The 18,957-nt window shown below is 73.4% G+C and carries 23 protein-coding genes and 2 pseudogenes; 11 read left to right on the top strand and 14 right to left on the bottom strand.

Features of this window, described 5'->3' with window-relative positions; translation table 11 throughout:
- Positions 1–4: 4 nt before the first annotated feature.
- Together gap and J2S42_RS36645 are read right to left on the bottom strand one after the other, a co-directional pair.
- Positions 5–1,003, bottom strand: a complete 999-nt coding sequence (gap, locus tag J2S42_RS36640) for a type I glyceraldehyde-3-phosphate dehydrogenase (protein ID WP_307246800.1) — start codon at positions 1,001–1,003, stop codon at positions 5–7.
- Between the two features lie 88 nt (positions 1,004–1,091).
- The gene (locus tag J2S42_RS36645) at positions 1,092–2,030 is read right to left on the bottom strand and encodes a GlxA family transcriptional regulator (protein WP_307246802.1); all 939 of its coding nucleotides are present in this window, start codon (positions 2,028–2,030) and stop codon (positions 1,092–1,094) included.
- A 64-nt stretch (positions 2,031–2,094) separates the two neighbouring features.
- On the opposite strand from J2S42_RS36645, the gene J2S42_RS36650 reads away from it, so the two are divergent.
- A complete protein-coding gene (locus J2S42_RS36650; RefSeq protein WP_307246804.1) occupies positions 2,095–3,393 on the top strand; it encodes an acyl-CoA dehydrogenase family protein in 1,299 nt (432 codons plus the stop codon).
- Positions 3,394–3,432: 39 nt separating this feature from the next.
- On the opposite strand, the gene J2S42_RS36655 is transcribed toward J2S42_RS36650, so the two are convergent.
- Both J2S42_RS36655 and J2S42_RS36660 read right to left on the bottom strand, forming a co-directional pair.
- Positions 3,433–4,257 (bottom strand): aldo/keto reductase, encoded by an 825-nt coding sequence (locus tag J2S42_RS36655; RefSeq protein WP_307246806.1) that lies wholly within the window; start codon positions 4,255–4,257, stop codon positions 3,433–3,435.
- 49 nt (positions 4,258–4,306) lie between these two features.
- Positions 4,307–4,789, bottom strand: a complete 483-nt coding sequence (locus J2S42_RS36660) for a DUF2231 domain-containing protein (RefSeq protein ID WP_307246808.1) — start codon at positions 4,787–4,789, stop codon at positions 4,307–4,309.
- Between the two features lie 229 nt (positions 4,790–5,018).
- Here J2S42_RS36660 and J2S42_RS42060 point away from each other — a divergent pair.
- Together J2S42_RS42060 and J2S42_RS36665 are read left to right on the top strand one after the other, a co-directional pair.
- A pseudogene (locus tag J2S42_RS42060) lies at positions 5,019–5,099 on the top strand (excalibur calcium-binding domain-containing protein); the annotation flags it as partial.
- 137 nt (positions 5,100–5,236) lie between these two features.
- Positions 5,237–5,335 (top strand): annotated as a pseudogene (locus tag J2S42_RS36665) (excalibur calcium-binding domain-containing protein); the annotation flags it as partial.
- 24 nt (positions 5,336–5,359) lie between these two features.
- On the opposite strand, the gene J2S42_RS36670 reads toward J2S42_RS36665, so the two are convergent.
- Together J2S42_RS36670 and J2S42_RS36675 are read right to left on the bottom strand one after the other, a co-directional pair.
- Entirely contained in the window at positions 5,360–5,923 is a 564-nt protein-coding gene (locus J2S42_RS36670; protein ID WP_307246810.1) for a dienelactone hydrolase family protein, read from the bottom strand.
- Between the two features lie 96 nt (positions 5,924–6,019).
- Positions 6,020–6,430, bottom strand: a complete 411-nt coding sequence (locus tag J2S42_RS36675) for an NAD(P)H-binding protein (RefSeq protein WP_307246812.1) — start codon at positions 6,428–6,430, stop codon at positions 6,020–6,022.
- A 93-nt stretch (positions 6,431–6,523) separates the two neighbouring features.
- Between J2S42_RS36675 and J2S42_RS36680 the strand changes: the two genes are divergently transcribed.
- The gene (locus J2S42_RS36680; protein ID WP_307246814.1) at positions 6,524–6,865 is read left to right on the top strand and encodes a YnfA family protein; all 342 of its coding nucleotides are present in this window, start codon (positions 6,524–6,526) and stop codon (positions 6,863–6,865) included.
- Between the two features lie 5 nt (positions 6,866–6,870).
- On the opposite strand, the gene J2S42_RS36685 is transcribed toward J2S42_RS36680, so the two are convergent.
- The 4 genes from J2S42_RS36685 to dhaK all read right to left on the bottom strand — a co-directional run bounded on the left by J2S42_RS36685 (position 6,871) and on the right by dhaK (position 10,559).
- Positions 6,871–7,176 (bottom strand): antibiotic biosynthesis monooxygenase, encoded by a 306-nt coding sequence (locus tag J2S42_RS36685; protein ID WP_307246816.1) that lies wholly within the window; start codon positions 7,174–7,176, stop codon positions 6,871–6,873.
- 136 nt (positions 7,177–7,312) lie between these two features.
- Entirely contained in the window at positions 7,313–8,884 is a 1,572-nt protein-coding gene (locus tag J2S42_RS36690) for a bifunctional NAD(P)/FAD-dependent oxidoreductase/class I SAM-dependent methyltransferase (RefSeq protein WP_307246818.1), read from the bottom strand.
- A gap of 98 nt (positions 8,885–8,982) precedes the next feature.
- A complete protein-coding gene (gene dhaL, locus J2S42_RS36695; protein WP_307246820.1) occupies positions 8,983–9,564 on the bottom strand; it encodes a dihydroxyacetone kinase subunit DhaL in 582 nt (193 codons plus the stop codon).
- Between the two features lie 2 nt (positions 9,565–9,566).
- Positions 9,567–10,559 (bottom strand): dihydroxyacetone kinase subunit DhaK, encoded by a 993-nt coding sequence (gene dhaK, locus J2S42_RS36700; RefSeq protein WP_307246821.1) that lies wholly within the window; start codon positions 10,557–10,559, stop codon positions 9,567–9,569.
- 69 nt (positions 10,560–10,628) lie between these two features.
- Here dhaK and dhaM point away from each other — a divergent pair, with 69 nt between their 5' ends.
- Positions 10,629–11,015: a dihydroxyacetone kinase phosphoryl donor subunit DhaM gene (dhaM, locus tag J2S42_RS36705; protein WP_307246823.1), complete on the top strand. Its 387-nt coding sequence runs from the start codon at positions 10,629–10,631 to the stop codon at positions 11,013–11,015.
- Here the strand turns inward: dhaM and J2S42_RS36710 are convergent.
- A complete protein-coding gene (locus tag J2S42_RS36710) occupies positions 11,012–11,575 on the bottom strand; it encodes a TetR/AcrR family transcriptional regulator (protein ID WP_307246825.1) in 564 nt (187 codons plus the stop codon). The genes dhaM and J2S42_RS36710 overlap by 4 nt on opposite strands.
- Before the next feature lie 22 nt (positions 11,576–11,597).
- Between J2S42_RS36710 and J2S42_RS36715 the strand changes: the two genes are divergently transcribed.
- Complete coding sequence (locus tag J2S42_RS36715) at positions 11,598–12,461, top strand: alpha/beta fold hydrolase (RefSeq protein WP_307246827.1); 864 nt, start codon at positions 11,598–11,600, stop codon at positions 12,459–12,461.
- Here J2S42_RS36715 and J2S42_RS36720 read toward each other — a convergent pair.
- Positions 12,441–12,962: a DUF1697 domain-containing protein gene (locus tag J2S42_RS36720; RefSeq protein WP_307246829.1), complete on the bottom strand. Its 522-nt coding sequence runs from the start codon at positions 12,960–12,962 to the stop codon at positions 12,441–12,443. The genes J2S42_RS36715 and J2S42_RS36720 overlap by 21 nt on opposite strands.
- A 31-nt stretch (positions 12,963–12,993) precedes the next feature.
- On the opposite strand from J2S42_RS36720, the gene J2S42_RS36725 reads away from it, so the two are divergent.
- Positions 12,994–13,557: an HD domain-containing protein gene (locus tag J2S42_RS36725; RefSeq protein WP_307246831.1), complete on the top strand. Its 564-nt coding sequence runs from the start codon at positions 12,994–12,996 to the stop codon at positions 13,555–13,557.
- 6 nt (positions 13,558–13,563) lie between these two features.
- On the opposite strand, the gene J2S42_RS36730 is transcribed toward J2S42_RS36725, so the two are convergent.
- Entirely contained in the window at positions 13,564–14,763 is a 1,200-nt protein-coding gene (locus J2S42_RS36730) for a sensor histidine kinase (RefSeq protein WP_307246833.1), read from the bottom strand.
- Between the two features lie 350 nt (positions 14,764–15,113).
- Here J2S42_RS36730 and J2S42_RS36735 point away from each other — a divergent pair, with 350 nt between their 5' ends.
- The gene (locus J2S42_RS36735) at positions 15,114–15,272 is read left to right on the top strand and encodes a hypothetical protein (protein ID WP_307246835.1); all 159 of its coding nucleotides are present in this window, start codon (positions 15,114–15,116) and stop codon (positions 15,270–15,272) included.
- Between the two features lie 143 nt (positions 15,273–15,415).
- On the opposite strand, the gene J2S42_RS36740 is transcribed toward J2S42_RS36735, so the two are convergent.
- Positions 15,416–15,967 (bottom strand): TetR/AcrR family transcriptional regulator, encoded by a 552-nt coding sequence (locus J2S42_RS36740; RefSeq protein ID WP_307246837.1) that lies wholly within the window; start codon positions 15,965–15,967, stop codon positions 15,416–15,418.
- A gap of 142 nt (positions 15,968–16,109) precedes the next feature.
- Here J2S42_RS36740 and J2S42_RS36745 point away from each other — a divergent pair, with 142 nt between their 5' ends.
- From J2S42_RS36745 to J2S42_RS36755, 3 genes are read left to right on the top strand one after another with little or no spacing between them, the layout of a single operon-like run.
- A complete protein-coding gene (locus J2S42_RS36745; RefSeq protein ID WP_307246839.1) occupies positions 16,110–16,988 on the top strand; it encodes an SDR family NAD(P)-dependent oxidoreductase in 879 nt (292 codons plus the stop codon).
- Positions 16,989–17,034: 46 nt separating this feature from the next.
- Entirely contained in the window at positions 17,035–17,538 is a 504-nt protein-coding gene (locus J2S42_RS36750; protein WP_307246841.1) for a GNAT family N-acetyltransferase, read from the top strand.
- 52 nt (positions 17,539–17,590) lie between these two features.
- A complete protein-coding gene (locus J2S42_RS36755; protein ID WP_307246843.1) occupies positions 17,591–18,799 on the top strand; it encodes a DUF5925 domain-containing protein in 1,209 nt (402 codons plus the stop codon).
- Positions 18,800–18,957 lie beyond the last annotated feature (158 nt).

Here is an 18,957-nt window from a genome sequence, read left to right on the forward strand (position 1 = left end):
GGGGTCAGCCGGCCAGGAGCTCAAGGGTGTCGATCACGCGGTTGGAGAAGCCCCACTCGTTGTCGTACCACGCGACGACCTTGATGTGGCGGCCGTCGACGCGGGTGAGGGCGGCGTCGAAGATGGCGGACGCCGGGTTGCCGGTGATGTCGCCGGAGACCAGCGGCTCGTCGGCGTACTCCAGGATGCCCTTCAGCGCGCCCTCGGTGGCGGCCCGGCGGTAGGCGGCCAGCACCTCGTCGCGGGTCACGTCGCGGGCGACCGTGGTGTTCAGCTCGACGATCGAGCCGACCGGGACCGGGACGCGGATGGAGTCGCCGGAGAGCTTGCCGTCCAGCTGCGGGAGGACCAGGCCGATGGCCTTCGCGGCGCCGGTCGTGGTGGGCACGATGTTGACGCCGGCGGCGCGGGCGCGGCGCAGGTCGCGGTGCGGGCCGTCCTGCAGGTTCTGCTCCTGCGTGTACGCGTGCACCGTGGTCATGAAGCCGTGCTCGATGCCGGCCAGGTCGTCCAGGACCGCGGCCAGCGGGGCGAGCGCGTTCGTGGTGCAGGACGCGTTCGAGACGATCGTGTGCCGCGCCGGGTCGTACGCCCCGGTGTTGACGCCGTAGGCGAGCGTCACGTCGGCGCCGGAGGCGGGCGCGCTGACCAGCACCTTCGAGGCACCTGCGGAGAGGTGCGCGCGGGCCGCGTCCGCGGACGTGAACCGGCCGGTCGACTCCAGCACGATGTCCACGCCGAGGTCGCGCCACGGGAGGTTCGCCGGGTCGCGCTCGGACAGCACGGTGATCCGGTGGCCGTCGACGATCAGCGTGTTGCCGTCCACCTCGACCGGGCGGCCGAGACGACCGAGCGTGCTGTCGTACTTGAGCAGGTGGGCGAGGGCGGACGGGGCGGTGAGATCATTGATCGCGACCACCTCGAGCTTGCTGTCCCGGTCGAGGAGTGCGCGGAGGAAGCTGCGTCCGATACGGCCGAATCCGTTGACGGCGATGCGTGTCATGCCTCCATGCTGCGGGTTCGCGCCCGGCCACGGCAGCGACCGGAACGCCATGGCCCGCAAGGATCCCGCCAATGCCGCCACCGGGTCGCTAAAGGTCCGAGAACGTGTGGCGGTACTCGGACGGCGACGTGCCGAGGATGCGGTGGAAGTGCAGGCGCAGGTTCGCGCCGGTGCCGAGACCGACCCGCCGGGCGATCGCCTCGACGCTCAGATCACTGCGTTCCAGCAGCTCACGGGCGAGGTCGACGCGGGCCCGCAGCACCCACTGCATCGGCGTGTACCCGGTGTCCTCGACGAACCGGCGGGAGAACGTGCGCGCGGAGACGCGCGCGTTGCGGGCCAGCACCTCGAGCGTGAGCCGCTCGTCGAGGTGCGCCAGCGCCCACTCCCGCGTGCCGGCGAACAGGTCGCCGAGCGGTTCCGGCACGCTGCGCGGCACGTACTGTGCCTGACCTCCGCTGCGGTACGGCGCCGCGACCAGCCGCCGGGCCACGTGGTTGGACAGGCCGACGCCGTGGTCCCGGCGGACCAGGTGCAGGCACAGGTCGATGCCGGACGCCGCACCGGCCGAGGTGAGCACCGCGCCCTCGTCCACGAACAGCACGTTCTCGTCGACCCGGATCGACGGGTGCCGTTCCGCGAGCGCGCGCGTGTAATGCCAGTGCGTGGTGGCCCGGCGGCCGTCCAGCAGACCCGTCGCGGCCAGCGCGAACGCGCCGGTGGAGATCGCGGCCAGCCGGGTGCCGCGGGCGTGGGCGTGCCGTAGTGCCTCGACCACCTCGGGCGACGGTTCCGTGGTGGCGGGCTCCCGGTAGCCCGGGATGAAGATCGTGTCGGCACGGTCGAACGCGTCCAGGCCCTCGGCCACGTGGTACGACAACCCGTCACCGCCGGTGACCAGGCCCGGCGCGGGACCGCAGACGCGCACCTCGTACGGCATGCTCGGCCGATTCGAGAAGACCTGCGCCGGGATGCCGACGTCCAGCGGCTTGGCGCCCTCCTGCACGAGTACGGCGATCTGATGCACCCGGCGATCATGCCGGATGCCGCGGCCGTGCGTGCCCGGCGGCACACGGCATAACGTCGGGTGCATGACGCCGACACACGAGGTCACGAACCAGCCCCCACCCCTGCACGGGTACGACGTGAGCGCCGACCCGGTGCTCGAGGAAGCGCTCGACCGGGAGGGCGCCGGCTGGTCACTGCCGGACCTGCGCGCGCTCGGCCGGCGTGCCGGCGCGGCCGAGGCGCAGCGCTGGGGCGTGGAGGCGAACGAGTTCCCGCCGGTGCTGCGCACCCACGACCGCTACGGGCACCGGATCGACGAGGTCGGCTTCCACCCGTCCTGGCACCGGCTGATGGAGACCGGCGTGGCCGCGGGCCTGGCCGGTGCGCCGTGGGCGTCGCCCCGGCCCGGCGCGCACGTGGCCCGCGCGGCCGCGATGTCCGTGTGGAGCACGGTCGAGTCCGGCCACACGCTGCCGCGGGTGCTGCCGGACGGCACCCGCAACACGTTCCGGATCCAGCGCCTGAAGGACAAGCTCGGCAACCGGAGCAACGCGAGCGCGGAGCCGGAGTTCGACGACACGGTCGCGTGGCCGGTCGGCGAACCCGGCCGCGGCGTGCGGACCATCCTGGAGATGGTGTCGCTGACCCGGCTGGACTGCGCGGTCGGCTCGGCGGCCGGGATCCGGGCCGCGCTGGTCCAGGCGGTGCACCACGCGCGGTGGCGGCACGCGTTCGGCCGGCCGCTGCTCGACGCGCCGCTGATGCGCAACGTGCTGGCCGACCTGGCGCTGGAGTCGGAGGCCGCGACCGCGCTGGCGTTCCGGGTCGCGGGCGCGGTGGATCGCGGCGAACGGGACTTCGCGCGGGTCGCGACCGCGCTGGCGAAGTTCTGGATCTGCAAGCGGCACCCGGTCGCGGTCGCGGAGGCGCTGGAATGCCTCGGCGGCAACGGGTACGTCGAGGAGTCCGGCCTGCCGCGGCTCTACCGGGACGCGCCGCTGAACGGCATCTGGGAAGGCAGCGGGAACGTGAACGCGCTGGACGTGCTGCGCGCGCTGTCCCGGTCCCCGTCCGCGCTGGACGCGTACGCCGCGGAGGTCTCGCTCGCCGCCGGCGCGGACCGGCGGCTGGACGCGGCGTGGACCGCGGTGCGGGCCGAGCTGGCGGCCGCGACGGAGTTCGGCGCGCGCCGGCTGGTCGAGCGGATGGCGCTGGTGCTGCAGGCCGCGCTGCTGGTCCGGCACGCGCCGCCCGCGGTCGCGGACGCGTTCTGTGCGTCCCGGCTCGACCGCGACCGCGGGCTGGCGTTCGGCACGCTGCCGGCGGCCGCGGACGTCACCGGGATCCTCGCCCGGGTGCCACCGGTCCCGGCGGGCGGGTAGTCGCCGCCGGCTTGCCGCCGGTACTTCTCCGCCGGGCCGTCAGGCGAACGTGTCCGGGTCCGGGCCGGTGCGGTAACCGCGGTCCAGCGTGACGATCTCCGCGATCTCCGCGTCGGTCAGCGAGAAGCCGAAGATGTCGAAGTTCTCCGCGACCCGGGACGGCGTCACGGACTTCGGGAAGATCACGTCGCCACGCTGGACGTGCCAGCGCAACGTCACCTGCGCCGTGGACCTCCCGTGCGCCTGCGCGATCCGGACCAGCACCGGGTCGTTCAGGCACTCGCCCTTCGCGATCGGCGACCACGCCTCGGTGACGATGCCGTGGGCCCGGCCGAACGCGCGGACCGCCTCGTTCGTCAGGTACGGGTGCACCTCGATCTGGTTGACCGCCGGCACGGTCTCCGTCTCCGCGAGGATCCGCTCCAGGTGCGGCACCTGGAAGTTGGAGACGCCGATCGCGCGGACCCGGCCGGTCCGGTGGATCTCCTCCATCACTCGCCACGTCGCCACGTAGTCACTCTCGGCCGGGCGCGGCCAGTGGATCAGGAACAGGTCGAGCACGTCGAAGCCGAGCGCGTCCATGGTCGCGTCGAACGCGCGCAGTGCGTCGTCCCGCGCGTGCGCCCGGTTGTGCAGCTTGCTGGTCACGAACACGTCCGCGCGGTCCAGACCGGACGCGCGGATCGCCTCGCCGACCTCGCGCTCGTTGCCGTACCCCTCGGCCGTGTCGATGTGCCGGTAGCCGGTCTCCAGCGCGGTGAGCGTGGCCTTGACCGTCTCCTCCGGCGGCACCTGGAAGACACCGAAACCCAGCTGCGGGATCTCGACGCCGTTGTTGAGCGTGATCACGGGTACTGCGGACATGCGGATGATCCCTTCGAAGGCTGATCTGTCGCTACCGCATACCCCGTTTTCACTGGCCCTCCCACACCGCCTTCGCGCCGGTGTCGCCGGTGCGGATCACGTAGTACAGCGTGGCGCCGGACGCGGCCAGCGCGAGCACGCCGAGCAGGATGCCGAGCACCCGGTTGGACGCGGCGAAACCGTCCCGCGGCCGGACGAACCAGACCAGCGCCAGTGTGATCACGCCGAGCGCGACCGAGACGAGCAGCGTGGTGGTGCCCAGGTCGCTGTGCTCGTTGAGTCGCGGGTAGTAACCCTCGCTGATCCGGCCCTGCGCGTCCAGCCGGGCGTAGAACGCGTCCCCGCTCAGCTTCGCCAGCAGCGCGGACAGCGGCGCGCCGATCGCCAGCAGGCCGAGCACCCAGCGGGTGTGCGCACGGGTGACCGGCACGAACGCGTACACGATCGCCAGCACGGCCAGCAGCGGCACGAACACCACCGCGGCGTGCACCATCAGCGGGTGGGCCGGGATGCCCATCACGGTCTCGAACACGGCGCCTCCTGGATCGGGTGCACACACAATACGGAACACCCCGGCCGTTCGGCCCCCCAAGTCCACAATCGATCGAGGGTACGAGGGCTGAGGCGCGGATACCGGGTCAGCTGCGTGCGGTGCGCGATCCGGTCGGCCGGTGCCGCGCCCCGGCGTGCCGCCGGAGGATCTTCCCCGTGGGTAATCAGGCGAATGCGTTGCGAAAACTGACACCGCTGCGTGCGAGGAGGTTCTCGCCGCCGGGCTCGGGCCGTACCGCGAGGGCACCGACCCGGAGTACATCTGGTACTTCGACGCGGATGACGACGGCGCGGTGTGCGAGCCGCCCCCGGCCGGTGGCGGCTCGTCCTCCGGCAGCGGTTCCTCGTCGGGCGGCGGTTCCTCGTCCGGTGGGGATTCCGGTGGGTCCGGTGACCCGGGGGCGGCGCCGTCTACTACACGAACTGCTCCGCCGCGCGGGCCGCCGGTGCGGCACCAGTCCACGCGGGGCAGCCAGGCTACGGCACGCACCTGGACCGCGACGGCGACGGCGTCGGCTGCGAGTGAGCGCGCCCGGCGGGCGGGCGCCGCTCAGCGGGGGCGCCGCAGCGCCGCGTCGAGCCAGGCGAAGCTCTCCTCCTGCATGTCCGCGTCGAAGACGTGGCCGGAGAGCGCGGCGACCTGCCACGCGCGGAACGCGCCCATCGAGAAGCCGAGCGCGGCGATCCGGCCGCGGTCGACCTGGGGGAGCGAGGCCAGGAACGCAGCCGCGCGGGCGTCCTCGCGGGCGGCCGGGCCGGCCGGGGAGGAGCCGAGCCCGTAGAGGTTGCCGGCCAGCGCCTGCTGCGCCTCGTAGGTGAGCCCGGCCCGGTCACCCCAGCCGAGCGTGTCCACGGCCAGCACGGCGTAGCCTCGGGCGGTCAGTTCGTCGGCGACGAACCGGCCGCTCATCAGGCGGGTCGTCCACTCCCGGGCGGAGGCGAGGCGTGCCTCGTCGTACCACGGTTCGACGAGCTTCTCCTTGCCGATGTGGAAGCGGGAGCCGTGGTCGTGCAGCAGCAGCACGGCCGGGTGCGGGCCGGGGCGGTCCGGCGTGAGCAGTGCGGCGCGCACCCGGCTGTACCGGGTGATGTCGAACGCGACCAGGCGCCGCACGTACCCGCGGGGTGGTCCTCTGCTCGTCCGCACGGGCGTGCCGGCGCCACGCGCCGAAGTCGCGGATCGGGGAGTTGCCCCAGGCGTCCGGGTACGTCAGGCCGGTGAACACGTGCCCGGGTTCCGCCGGCCGTAGCCGACGGCCGCGAACGACGACGTCACCACGGTACGGCCGACGCCCGCGTCCCGGGCTGCCCGCAGCACCCTCAGCGTGCCGTCCCGGGCCGGCCCGATCACGTCGGCCGCGCGGCGCGGCTCGCCCGCCGGGAACGGCGACGCCACGTGCAGCACGGCAGCGCACCCGTCGACCGCGGCGTCCCACCCGTGGTCCGACATGAGGTCCGCGACCACGATCGACAGTCCGGCCGGGTCGCCGAGCGCGGCGCGGACCGCGTCGGCGCGAGCCGGCGACCGGACCGTGGTCCGCACCGGGTGCCCGCGCCGCAGCAGACGGGCCACGCAGTGCGCGCCGAGGGAACCGGACCCGCCGGTGACCAGCACGGTCACGACTGCGTTCCGGCGGCCGGAATGCGGTCGGTCAACGGACCATCGTAGAAGCCGCGGGCCCGGCACGGGCAGCCGCCGGGTACGGTCCGGGGCGTGGACATCGTGCGATCACTGGTGCTGTTCGGCCTCGCGGCGCTGGCCGAGATCGGCGGCGCCTGGCTGATCTGGCAGGGCTGGCGGGAGAACCGCGGCCTGTGGTGGATCGCGGCCGGCGTGATCGCGCTCGGCCTCTACGGCTTCGTGGCCACGTTCCAGCCCGACCCGAACTTCGGCCGCATCCTGGCCGCCTACGGCGGTGTCTTCGTGGCCGGCTCGCTCGCCTGGGCCGTGGTCGTCGACCGGTTCCGCCCGGACCGCTGGGACCTGGCCGGCGCGGCCCTCTGCCTGGCCGGCGTGGCCGTCATCATGTACGCGCCGCGCGGGGACGCGGGCTGAGGGACCTAGGTCTCGAAGTCGACCTCGTAGTGGCGGACGAGCGTGTCGTAGCGGACGAACAGCGCGCGCACCGCGTCCGCGATCACCGGTGCCTCCGGGTCGTCACCGGCGAACCGGTGCACCGCGTCCATGTCGGCGAAGTACGTGATGGCGAGGAACTCGACCTCGTCGCCGACCGTGCGGCGCATCAGCCGGGCGCCGCCGAAACCGTTGACGGCGCGCAGCGTGGACAGCACCTCGGCCCGGTAGTGCCGGTCGTAGCCGTCGGCGTCCTGGGCGCGGACCCAGCCGCGCCAGACTCGTGCGATCACGAACCGACCTCGCCTTCAGCGTTGGGTGTCGGGTCGATTGTGCCCGTTGGCCGCCGCACGCAGGGGGCGAACACGCGCCTCCAGCAGCGGGTTCACACGGCCGAAACAGAGCTGTGCGAACCCGCCGGGCCCGGGTTCAGCGGCGCTTCGCCCGGACCACCACGTCGTGCACGGTGGTGCCCCGCGCGGCCCGGGAACGCTCCTCGGCCACCTGGACGTCCCATTCGTCCGGCTTGAGGGTGGCGGCGATCTGTGCCGCGGTCATGAACATCTCGGGCAGGTCCGGGCGGTTCAGCGGCGCCTGCGCGACGTCGGTGTAGCTGTGGTTGACCACGAGCAGCGTGCCGCCCGGCGCCACGCCGGACCCGAGCCGCCGGTACAGGTCCTCGGCCGCAGCGCCGTACATGTGCACGAAGTGCGTGCTGACCAGGTCGTACGCGCCCGGCTCCGGGATCCACCCGGCCAGGTCGCCCTGTTCCCAGGCGACGGTCACGCCGGCCTCGGCCGCGTGCTCGGCGGCGCGGGTGAGCGCGGTCGCGGAGATGTCCACGCCGGTGGTCCGCCAGCCCTGCTTCGCCAGCCAGATCGCGTCGCCGCCCTCGCCGCAGCCGGCGTCCAGCGCGCGGCCCGGGGTGAGCCCGGCGACGTCGCTGACCAGGTGCGGGTTCGGGTTGCCGCTGAACCGGTGGCCGTGCGCGCTGTACCTGCGCTCCCAGTAGTCGCGGGAGTGGAGCTCGGCCGGGTCGTCGCCGCTCACGCCGAGCCGCCGGAACGCGACCGCGCGCCGCGTGTCCTGCTCGATCAGGTCCATGTTGAGCGCGGCGCCGGCCACCAGGCCACTGCCGGCCGCCACGATCACCTGCGCCATCGGGTCGACCACGTTGCCGGCCGCGAACACGCCCGGCCTGCTGGTCGCGCCGTTCGGGGCGACCGGGACGAATGCGCCGATCGGCACCGGGCCCATCCGCTTCTCCTCGGCCACGATGCCGAGCCCGGTCAGCAGCCCGTCGCGCGGCCGCACGCCGGTCTGCACCACGAGCACGTCGCGGGGGACGATCTCGCCGGACTCCAGGCGGACGCCGGTCAGCCGGTCACCGGTCACCTCCACGGCGGTGACCCGGCCCTCGACGATCCGCACCCGGCGCGCGTCCAGCTGCTCGCGCTGCTCGTCCGTGACCGTGAACCCGTCGTGCAGGAAGAGCGCGACGTCGCCGGTCCACTGGCCCCAGAGCAACGCGCCGTGCACCGCCATCGGCCCGGTCGCGATGATCCCGATCGCCCGGTCGCGGACCTCGTACCCGTGGCAGTACGGGCAGTGCAGCACGTCCCGCCCGAACCGCTCGGCCAGCCCGGGGATGTCCGGCAGCTCGTCGACGAGCCCGGTGGTGACGAGCACCCGCCGGGCTCGGACCCGGGCACCGGGTGTGGTCACGACGAAACCGTGGTCGGCGTCGCCGGTCACGTCGGTGACGGTGGCGTCCAGGAACTCGCCGCCGTACGAGGTGACCTCCGCGCGGCCGATCCGCAGCAGCTCGGCCGGTGGCGTGTTCTCCCGGCCCAGGTAGTTGTGCACGTGCCCGGCCGGTGCGTTGCGCGGCTCGCCCGCGTCGATCACCAGCACCGAGCGGCGCGCCCGGGTGAGCGCGAGCGCACCGCTCAGACCGGCGGCCCCGCCGCCGATGACCACCACGTCGTACTGCTCTCTCACGGTCCTGCCTCCTCGTTCTCCGCTGGAACGAGGGTGTCCCGGCTCCGTTGCAACGGCAAGAAACCTTGCCGTTTCGGCAAAATCGGCCCGGCGCGACGTCAGGCCAGCGCCCGGAAGATCAACGCGGTCGACGTCGCGCCCGGGTCCTGGTGGCCGATGCTGCGTTCACCGAGGTAGGACGCGCGTCCCTTGCGGGCCTGCAGGTCGGTGGTGGCGCGTGCGGCCTCCTCCGCCGCGGTCGCGGCCGCCTGCGGGCCCTTCCGCCGGAACGCCGCGACCGCCGGTAACCACGCGTCCACCATGGTCTTGTCGCCCGGCTGCGCACCGCCCAGCTTCCGGATCGCGGCGAGTCCGGCGTCGAGCGCGTCGCCGAGCTGTTCCGTGGTCACGTCCGGGCTGGTCAGCGTCTTGCCCATGGCCCGGAACGCGGAACCGTAGAGCGGCCCGGACGCGCCGCCGACCTTCGAGATCAGCGTCGCGCCGGTCTTGGTCAGTACGTCACCGACGGTGTGCGCCTCGAACCCGTCCAGCGCCGCCCGGACGGCCGCGAAGCCGCGCTTCAGGTTCGCACCGTGATCACCGTCGCCGATCGCGGAGTCCAGCCGAGTCAGCGTCTCCGCCTCCGCCTCCACGGTGGCGGCGATCGCGGCGATCCACTCGCGCGCCTGTTCGACGTTCACGATCACACCCCCCAGCGCAATCCGGGGGTACGGACCGGAGCGTCCCACAACCGCAGGATCTCCTCGTCCGCGTGGCAGACCGTCAGCGCCGCGCCGGCCATGTCCAGACTGGTCACGTAGTTGCCGACCAGGCTCCGGGCGATCGTGACGTCCCGTTCGCCGAGCAGTCGTGAGACCTCGCCGAACAGCACGTAGAGCTCGATCAACGGCGTCCCGCCGAGCCCGTTGACCAGCACGATCGCGTCGCCGCCGCCCGGCTTCGCCGTCAGGATCGCGTCCACCATCAACGCCGCGACGTCGTGTGCCCGGGTGACCTTCGCGCGGCGCCGGCCGGGCTCGCCGTGGATGCCGACGCCGACCTCCATCTCGTCGTCCGGCAGGTCGAAACCGGGCCGCCCGGCCGCGGGCGTGGTCGCCGCGGTCAGCGCTACCGCGAACGAGCCGGACCGCTCGTTCACCAGCCGCCCGATCGCGGCCACGTCCTTCAGCGACGCGCCCTCCGTGGCCAGTGCACCGGCCACCTTCTCCACGATCAGCGTGGCGCCGGTGCCGCGCCGGCCCGCGGTCCAGGTGGAGTCCTGCACGGCCACGTCGTCGTCGACGAGCACGGTCTCCACCGCGATGCCCTCGTCGCCGGCCAGCTCCGCCGCCATCTCGAAGTTGAGCACGTCGCCGGTGTAGTTCTTGACGATGTGCAGCACGCCCGCGCCGCCGTCGGCCGCGCGCGTGGCGGCCAGGATCGCGTCCGGCACCGGGGAGGTGAACACCTCACCGGCGCAGGCCGCGTCCAGCATGCCGGGGCCGACGAAACCGCCGTGCAGCGGCTCGTGCCCGGAACCGCCGCCGGAGACGATGCCCGTCTTGCCGCGGACCGGCGCGTCCCCGCGGATCACCAGTTGATTATCAGGGTCTACACGCAGCTCGGGGTGTGCGGCGGCCAGACCGGCCAGCGCCTGCGCCACCACGTCACCCGGGTCGTTGATGAACTTCTTCATCGGTGCGCTCCCTTCCACCGATCAGCTTCTCCCGATGCCCCGGATAACGCCAGGCGTTACGATCCCGGCATGGTGGGGATAGTGCTTGTTTCGCACAGCAGCCGGCTCGTGGACGGCCTCCGGGATCTCCTCACCGAGCTGAGCAAGGGCGTGGTGCCGGTCGAGACGGCCGGTGGCACCGCGGACGGCGGTCTCGGCACCAGCGAGGAGCTGATCCTCGGCGCGATCGCGCGCGCGGACCACGGCGACGGCGTGCTGCTGCTGGCCGACATCGGCAGCTCCGTGCTGACCGCGCTGACCGTCCTGGACGACCTGGACCGCACCGACCTGCGGCTGGCGGACGCGCCCCTCGTCGAAGGCGGCGTGGCCGCGGTGGTCACCGCGTCGACCGGCGCGACGCTGTCCGATGTGCTGGCCGCGGCCGAGGACGCCCGGGCCGCCCGGAAGCTGCCCTAGAACACCAGGTCGAGGTGGTGGCGGAGGACCGCCGTCGCGGAGCCGGCGTCGCGCTGGCCGCTGAGCACGCTGGAGCCGAGGCCGTTGGTGAGCGCCAGCAGGCCGGCGGCGGCCAGCTCGGGCTCCGCGATCCCGGCCGTGCGCAGCTGTGACGCGACCAGGCGTTCCAGGCCGTTCGGGTAGTTCATGCCCTGTTCGCTCAGGTGCGGCTCGGCGAGACCCAGGCTGTAGAAGGCGGCGAACGTACGCGTGATGCGCACGCTTTCCGGATCGGTGGGCAGCACGGCCAGCAACAGCTCGGTGACGAACTCGCGCGGCTCCATCGTGGCCGCCAAGCGCGCCTTCATCCGGTCGGCGAGCTGCTCGGCGAGATAGCCGAGCGACGCCAGCAGCAGCTCGTCCTTGGTGTGGAAGTAGTACTGCACCAGGCGGACCGAGACACCCGCGGCCGTGGCCACCTCCCGCATGCTGGCGTGCTGCAGGCCGCGCTCCTCCGCGATGCGCAGCAGCGCGCCGGCGATGTGCCGCTTCCGCTCGTCATGGTCAACCCGCTTCGGCATATTTTGATGATACGGTCGTACCATGAAATCGTCGTTCACCACCCCCGCCGCCCGCGCGCGTTTCCTCGCGCTCTACCGGCCCGCCCTAAAGCCGTTCTCCTCGTCGACGTCGATCTCCACGCCGTTCGGCACGGCCGTCGCGCACCGCGGCGGTGCCTCCGCCGGCACGCCGGTCGTGCTCCTGTCCGGCGCCGGTGGCAACGCGGTGGCCTGGCACCGGTTCGTCGAGCCGCTCGGCCGGGAGCGCCCGGTCATCGCGCTCGACCTGATCGGCGAGCCCGGTCTCGCGGAGCAGACCCGGCCGATCACCACCTCGGCCGAGGCGGTCGAGTGCCTCACCGCCACGCTCGACGGGCTGGACGTGCCGCGCATGCACCTGGCCGGCATGTCGTACGGCGGGTGGGCCGCGATGCGGTATGCGATCGCGGCGCCGTCCCGGGTGGCCGGCCTGGCGCTGCTCGACCCGGCCGGGTTCGGGCGGGTGTCCGCGGGCTTCATGGTGTGGCTGATCGCGGGCGGGCTGGCCGGCCTCGCACCGCGCGGGCTGCGGCACCGGCTCGCCGGCCCGGTCCGCAACGCCACGCTCCGCGACGACCACCTGGCCGCGATGCTGCCGTCGCTGATGGCGTTCCGGCGGCGGATACCGGCGCCGGCCGTGTTCACGGACGACGAGCTGGCGTCGATAAGCGCGCCCGCGCTGTTCCTGCTCGGCGAGCACAGCTCGCTCTTCCCGGCCGCCGCGGTCCAGGCCCGCCTGGCGGCGGCGATGCCGGCCGCCCGGGTGGAGATCATCAAGGGCGCGTCGCACGACGTGCCGACCTACGCGCCGGGGCCGGTCGCGGCGCGGATGACGGACTTCCTCGGCTCAGTCCATCATGGACAGTAGCTTCGTCACGGTGTTCCAGTTCCGTACCGTGGCGGCCGGGCCGTTCTTGATCTTCGAGAGAGCGGTCATCACCGGGCTGTCACTGAGGCCGTGCGGGCACCAGACGTACAGTTCCCGCCCGTGCACCGCGAAGCGGTCGTCACCCTGATCGACGCCGTCCAGCGCGGGCGTGAACGGCTCGTGCAGGAACGACACCACATATCGCGAGCCGTCGTGCGCCACGTCGCCGAGTGGGTCGAGCGCGTGCACCGCGGCCAGCTCGGCCCGGTCGCGCACGAACACGTCGACCGTGAACCCGAACCGCTCCTCGATCGCGGCCTCCGCCGTGGCCTGTACCTCCGTGCGCGGCTGGTCCGAGGAGAGCACGACGTTGCCGGACTGCAGCAGCGTGGCGACGTCCCGGCAGCCCCGCTCGGTCAGCAGCGCCCGCAGATCGGCCATCCCGACCCGGCGGTTCCGGCCGACGTTGATGCCGCGGAGCAGCAGCGCGAACGTGGTCACCCGGCCAGCGTAACGATTATCCTCGGCCGTCATGTCCCGACGCCTCACCGCCGCCCTCACCGACGGCGACCTGGCACCGCTGCCCGCGGCCGCGGTCGCCCACCTGGAGGTACTGCACGCGCCACCCCGGCTCGCCGCGCACCTGCGCGCCGTGCACGACGTCGCCCACCGGCTGACCGACGGCCTGGCCGGTCAGCTCGCGTTCGACCGGGAACTCGTGCTGTTCGGCGCGGCGGTGCACGACATCGGCAAGGTGCGGCACCCGCAGGAGCTGTCCGGCCCGGGTCACGCGCACGAGCCCGCGGGCTACGCGCTGCTGCTGGAACGCGGCGAACCGGAGCCGCGGGCCCGGACCGCACGCGACCACGCCTCGTGGACCCGTCCGGACATCCGCACCGAGGACCTGCTGATCGCGCTGGCCGACAAGATCTGGAAGGCCAAGCGGGTCCCCGACCTGGAGGACCTGCTCATCGACCGCCTGGCCGGTGCCGATCGCTGGTCCGCCTTCCTGCGACTCGACGACCTCCTCCAGGATCTCGCCGACGACGCCGACGCCCGCCTCGCGTTCCAGTCGGCCCACCCGATCGCACACTGACCCCGCTCACGCGGACGGCAGGGTGACGATGAAGCGGGCGCCGGGAGAGGCGTCCTCGTAGCGGATGTCGCCGCCGTGGGCGCGGGCCAGCTCGCGGACCAGCCACAGACCGAGGCCGACCGCGCCGGGGACGTCGCCGGACGTGCCGAAACGGGCGAACAGCCGGCCGCGGCCGGCCGCGGGGACGCCGGGGCCGTGATCGCGGACCGTGAGGCGGACCCTGCCGTCCGGGACGGGGCCGGCGGTGATCTCGATCGGGGTGGAGCCGTACTTCGCGGCGTTGCCGATCAGGTTGACCAGGATCTGTTCCAGGCGTTGTGGGTCGGCGCGCACGGTCAGGGCCGGCGGGACGTCGACCGCGACGCCGGGCAGGTTCAGGAAGCCGATCGCCTCCTGGCAGGCCCGGCGCAGGCCGATCGCGGTGAGTTCCAGGCGGAGCGTGCCGCGGGACTCGACCCGGTCCAGGTCGAGCAGGCCGGAGGCGAGGCGGCTGAGCCGGGCGGACTGGCGCAGCGCCGACTCCAGGAACTGGCTGCGCTTGTCCGGCGGCAGGTCACCGTCCCGGATCATCTCCAGCACGAGCTGGATCGTGCTGAGCGGTGACCGCACGTCGTGCGCGACCGCGGAGGTGAGCGCGCGCCGCCAGCGTTCCACGCCGGCCAGCTCGACCAGCGCCCGCCGCTGTGCCTCGACCCGCTCGTTGATCACGAGGGCGACGCCGACCGCGACCGGCATCAAGCCGGCGACGCTGCCCACCACGTCGGGGGACTGGCCGGTGAGCAGCAGCGGCACCACGTAGCAGGCCGCGGCGACCGGGCTGAGCGCCCAGGTCACCCACTTCGGGAAGTGCAGCCCGAGCCAGGCGAAGAACAGCACGAAGAACGGCCCGGTCCCGGCCGCCATCCCGCCGAACACCCAGGTGGAGAAGCCGAGCACGCCGAGCGCGAACGGGGTCACCGCGATCGGGGCCAGCGGCGGCCAGCGCGACCAGGGCAGCAACCAGACCAGCGCGGCGGACAGCAGGTCGGTCGCGGCGATGATCAGCAGTGCGCCGGCCCGCGGCGACCCGGCGGCCAGCGCCAGCAGCGCGACCAGGCCGGAGATCGCCAGCAGCACGGCACCCTGACGGGCGGCGGCCCGCGGACCCTCCCCACCGAGCACTGCCCGCGCGCGTAGCCCGGCCCACCACCGCCGTGAGCTGGCCATACGCCCGAAAGTAGCGGGCCGCCGCCGTGAGATCCGGCGAATCTGCGACAGACTTCGCCATGACGTACCGGCGGAAGGGCCGGCCGCGTGCGGGCGGGCCGGCACATCACCGGTGCCGGACCGGCCTGTGTAACGGCCAGGTGCGCTAGCCGCCCGGAATTTCGGGACGAGGTCATCGTCCACCGCGCCTGGTGTCCGTATCCGTCGTGGGTCCGAAGCCTGTGTGCCCACCTGGATGGCGGGCGCGCTCGGCGACGAGGCCGTCACCGAGATCGGCAGCGGCCGGTTCGCCGACTTCGGCGTGCTCGCCCTGGTCACCACGGGCGCGCTGCGCACGCTCGCGGACCGGCGTGGCGCACCGGTCCCGGCCGCCCGGTTCCGCCCGAACCGCGCAGCCGGGCCACGACGCCGACCGTGCACTGCTCGCCACGCTGGCCCGCCACTACCGGCGCGACCTGCCCGGTCTCGGCCGCGGCGCCTGCTTCGGCAGCTACGCCGAGGTCCTGTAACCCGGCCCGATCACCGTGGGCGACGAGGTTCGCCGGGCCGGGTTCTCGACCGCGCCGGAACCGGCAGGGAGGAGCGCAAGCGACGACCGGGGCCCGCGGGAGCGTGCGGAGATCGGCCACGCCGGAAGCGGGAATATCCGCTTCTAGCGGGTTTTCTGCCGCAGGCCGTCGAGGAGCAGGTCGAGCAGGCGGCCGGCCTGGGTGCGCTGGTCGGGTTTGCCGGCGGCGAGCGTGATGCCGGAGAGCGCGACCAGCACGTCGTCCGTGGTGACGTCGCGGCGGATGAGGCCGGCGTCGGTGCCCGCGGTGAGCAGGCCGTCGAGCGCGGCGAGCATGCGGTCGCGACTGTGCGCGTACGGGTTGCCGCCGGACGCGATGACGGCGCGCAGCGCGTCGGCCATGCCGTGCTTGGTGGTCATGTAGTCGAGGAACCGGTCCATCCAGGCGCGCAGCGCCCGGTCCGGCGGCAGCGTGGCGGCCAGGTCGGGGGCGGCGTCGCAGAGCCGGGACAGCTCGTTGCGGTAGGCGGCCTCGACCAGCGCCTCGCGCGTGGGGAAGTGGCGGTAGAGCGTGCCGATGCCGACACCGGCGGACTTGGCCACGGACTCGAGCGTGACGTCCGGGCCCTCCCGGGTGAAGGCGTTGACAGCGGCGTCGAGCAGCCGTTCGCGGTTGCGCTGCGCGTCCGCACGCATGGGTTGAGCGCCCTCTCTGGTCGTCGAACGGGATTGGACAGGATATCGCGCCTGGTTGTTCCCGCCTGTGGTGGATGAGTCGAGGCCCCGGCGGATAACGTTACCGGAGGAACCTCCGGTTAAGATCCACGAAGGGAGGCACATGGTCAACCGGGAGACCACCGCTGCGGAGATCCTGCGGGACGTCGACCTGAGCGGGCAGCGCGCGATCGTCACCGGCGGCGCCTCCGGCATCGGCCTGGAGACCGCGCGGGCGCTGGCCGGCGCGGGTGCCGAGGTCACGCTCGCGGTGCGGGACACCGCGGCCGGTGCGCGCGCGGCCGCCGGGATCGGTCACGGTGCAGTGCGCGTGGCGTTCCTGGACCTGGCCGATCCGGTCGGCGTGGGCGCGTTCGCCCGGCACTGGGGCGGGCCGTTGCACATGCTGGTCAACAACGCGGGCCTGATGGCACCGCCGCTGCGCCGCAACGGCGTCGGCTGGGAACTGCAGTTCGCCACCAATCACCTGGGACACTTCGCGCTGGCCCGAGGGCTGCACCGGGCGCTCGCCGAGGCTGGCGGCGCCCGGGTCGTGTCGGTCAGCTCCCGCGCGCACCTGCGCTCGCCGGTGGAGTTCGACGACGTGCACTACCGGACCCGGCCGTACGACGCGTGGCAGGCCTACGGTCAGTCGAAGACCGCGAACGTGCTGTTCGCGGTGGAGGCGTCGGCACGGTGGGCACGCGACGGCATCGACGTCAACGCGCTCCACCCGGGCGGTATCCGGACCGGCCTCCAGCGGTACGTGCCGGAGGCCGAGCTTCCGGCCGACGTGATCTGGAGGACGCCGCAGCAGGGGGCGGCCACGTCGGTGCTGCTCGCCGCGTCGCCGACGGTGAAAGGCGTCACCGGCCGGTACTTCGAGGACTGCGCGGAGGCGGCACCGCACGTGCCCGGCGTCCGGCGCGGCGTCGCAGCATGGGCCGTGGATCCGGGCGCCGCGGCCCGGCTGTGGGAGCTGTCCGTGCGGACGCTCCGATGAAAAACCTCACCACGCGGTACGGCCACCGATCGTTGATCATGAGGACATGGAGATCTCACCGCTGACCGCCGAGGACCACGCCGCCGCCGAGACCGACCTGGCGGAGGTGCTGCTGGAGTGCGTGCTCGGCGGTGCGAGCGTCGGGTTCACGCTGCCGTTCACGGTGGCGGACGCCCGCGCGTACTGGCGTGGCGCGCTGGCCGACCCGGACGCGCGCACCTGGGTCGCGCGGGACGGCGGCCGGATCCTCGGCGTGATTCGCCTGCTGCCGGCCGCGCAGGCGAACGCGCCGCACCGCGCCGAGATCGCCAAGCTGCTGGTCCACCCGGACGGGCGCGGCCGGGGCCTCGGCGGCGCGCTGCTGGTCGCGGCCGAGGAGGGCGCCCGTGCGCTCGGCCGCTCGCTGCTGGTGCTGGACACCGAGACCGGCAGCGTCGCGGAAGGGCTCTACGCGCGGCGAGGCTGGACCCGGGTCGGTGAGATCCCGGAGTTCGCGCTCACTCCGGCGGGTGACCGGGCCGCTACCACGATCTTTCGCAAGCACGTGTAAGAAAGCAGAAATAGGTTGGTCGGCGCGCGCCCGGCCCCGGATCATGGGACAGATGAACACGCCCCGGCAGCCCGTCGACTCGCGGGACATGAAGACCGCCCGCAGCGGCGGCAAGGCGGAGCGCAACGGCACCAGGGCCACCGCCGGCAAAGCGGCCGCGAAGGCCGTCGAGCAGGACAACGGCCTGGTCGGTGCGCTGCCGATGGCCGGGTCCGTCGACGACGGCGACCGTCTGGTCGACGTGGTGGACCTGCTGGCGATCAGCGCGTTCACCACCGGCCGGGAGCCGTACGGCCGGACCACCCACCTGGAGAACGTGCGCTCCGACGCGCGGCTCACGGTCGACGGCGCACGCGTGCTGCGCGAGGCGGTCGAGGACACCGGCCGTGGCCGGCTGCTGGCCGGCGACGGGTTCACGCTGCACGTCAACCACTGGACGCAGTCCCGCCGCGCCACCGTCATGGTCACCGCGATCAGTGCGGAGCTGGCCGAGTCCGTGGTTACCGAGGTGATCGACGGCGCGGTGGAGGAGCCCGAGCCGACGCCGGACACGGTCGGCATCGGGTTCTGGCACTTCGGCCCGCACGGCCCGCGCCGGGTGGAGCGGCAGATCGACGCGGCGCCGTGGGAGACGATCCGCGGGAACTACGCCGGTGCGGTCGCGTCCGCGCTGGACCGGGTGATGGCGCAGGACGGCGAGTCGCTGGACGGCCGGCTCCTGCTGCTGCACGGCCCGCCCGGCACCGGCAAGACCACGCTGATCCGCGCGCTGGCCCAGCAGTGGAAGTCGTGGTGCCAGGTCGACTGCGTGCTCGACCCGGAGCGGCTGTTCGCCGACCCCGCCTACCTGATGAACGTGGCGCTCGGCGGCGACGACGAGGACGGCCCGCGCTGGCGGCTGCTGGTGCTGGAGGACTGCGACGAGCTGATCGGCGGCGAGGCCAAGATGAGCTCCGGGCAGTCGCTGTCCCGGCTGCTCAACCTGACCGACGGGCTCCTCGGCCAGGGCCGCAACGCGCTGATCGCGATCACCACGAACGAGGACCTGGCGTCGCTGCACCCCGCGGTGATCCGCCCGGGCCGCTGCCTGGCCCAGGTCGAGGTGGGCCGGCTGCCGCGCGACGAGGCCACCGCGTGGCTGGGCCGCCCGGACGGTATCGGCCCGGACGGCGCGACGCTCGCGGAACTGTTCGCGCTGCGCTCCGGCACCGCGCCGGTGGCGGTGCCGGAGCCGCCCGCGAACACGGGCATGTATCTCTAGAGCCTCTATCCACGTGGGATGCCGGGCTTTCGATACAGGATCCGCGGCCGGGCGCTTGTACTTGCCGGCCGGCTCAGCAGCGGGTCGGTGCCGGTCTGCCGAGCCGGGGCGTCTCGGGCCGGTCCGGCAGGGGTTGGCGCCGGCCTGCCGGACCGGAG

The sequence above is a fragment of the Catenuloplanes indicus genome, assembly GCF_030813715.1.
GTDB lineage: Bacteria > Actinomycetota > Actinomycetes > Mycobacteriales > Micromonosporaceae > Catenuloplanes > Catenuloplanes indicus.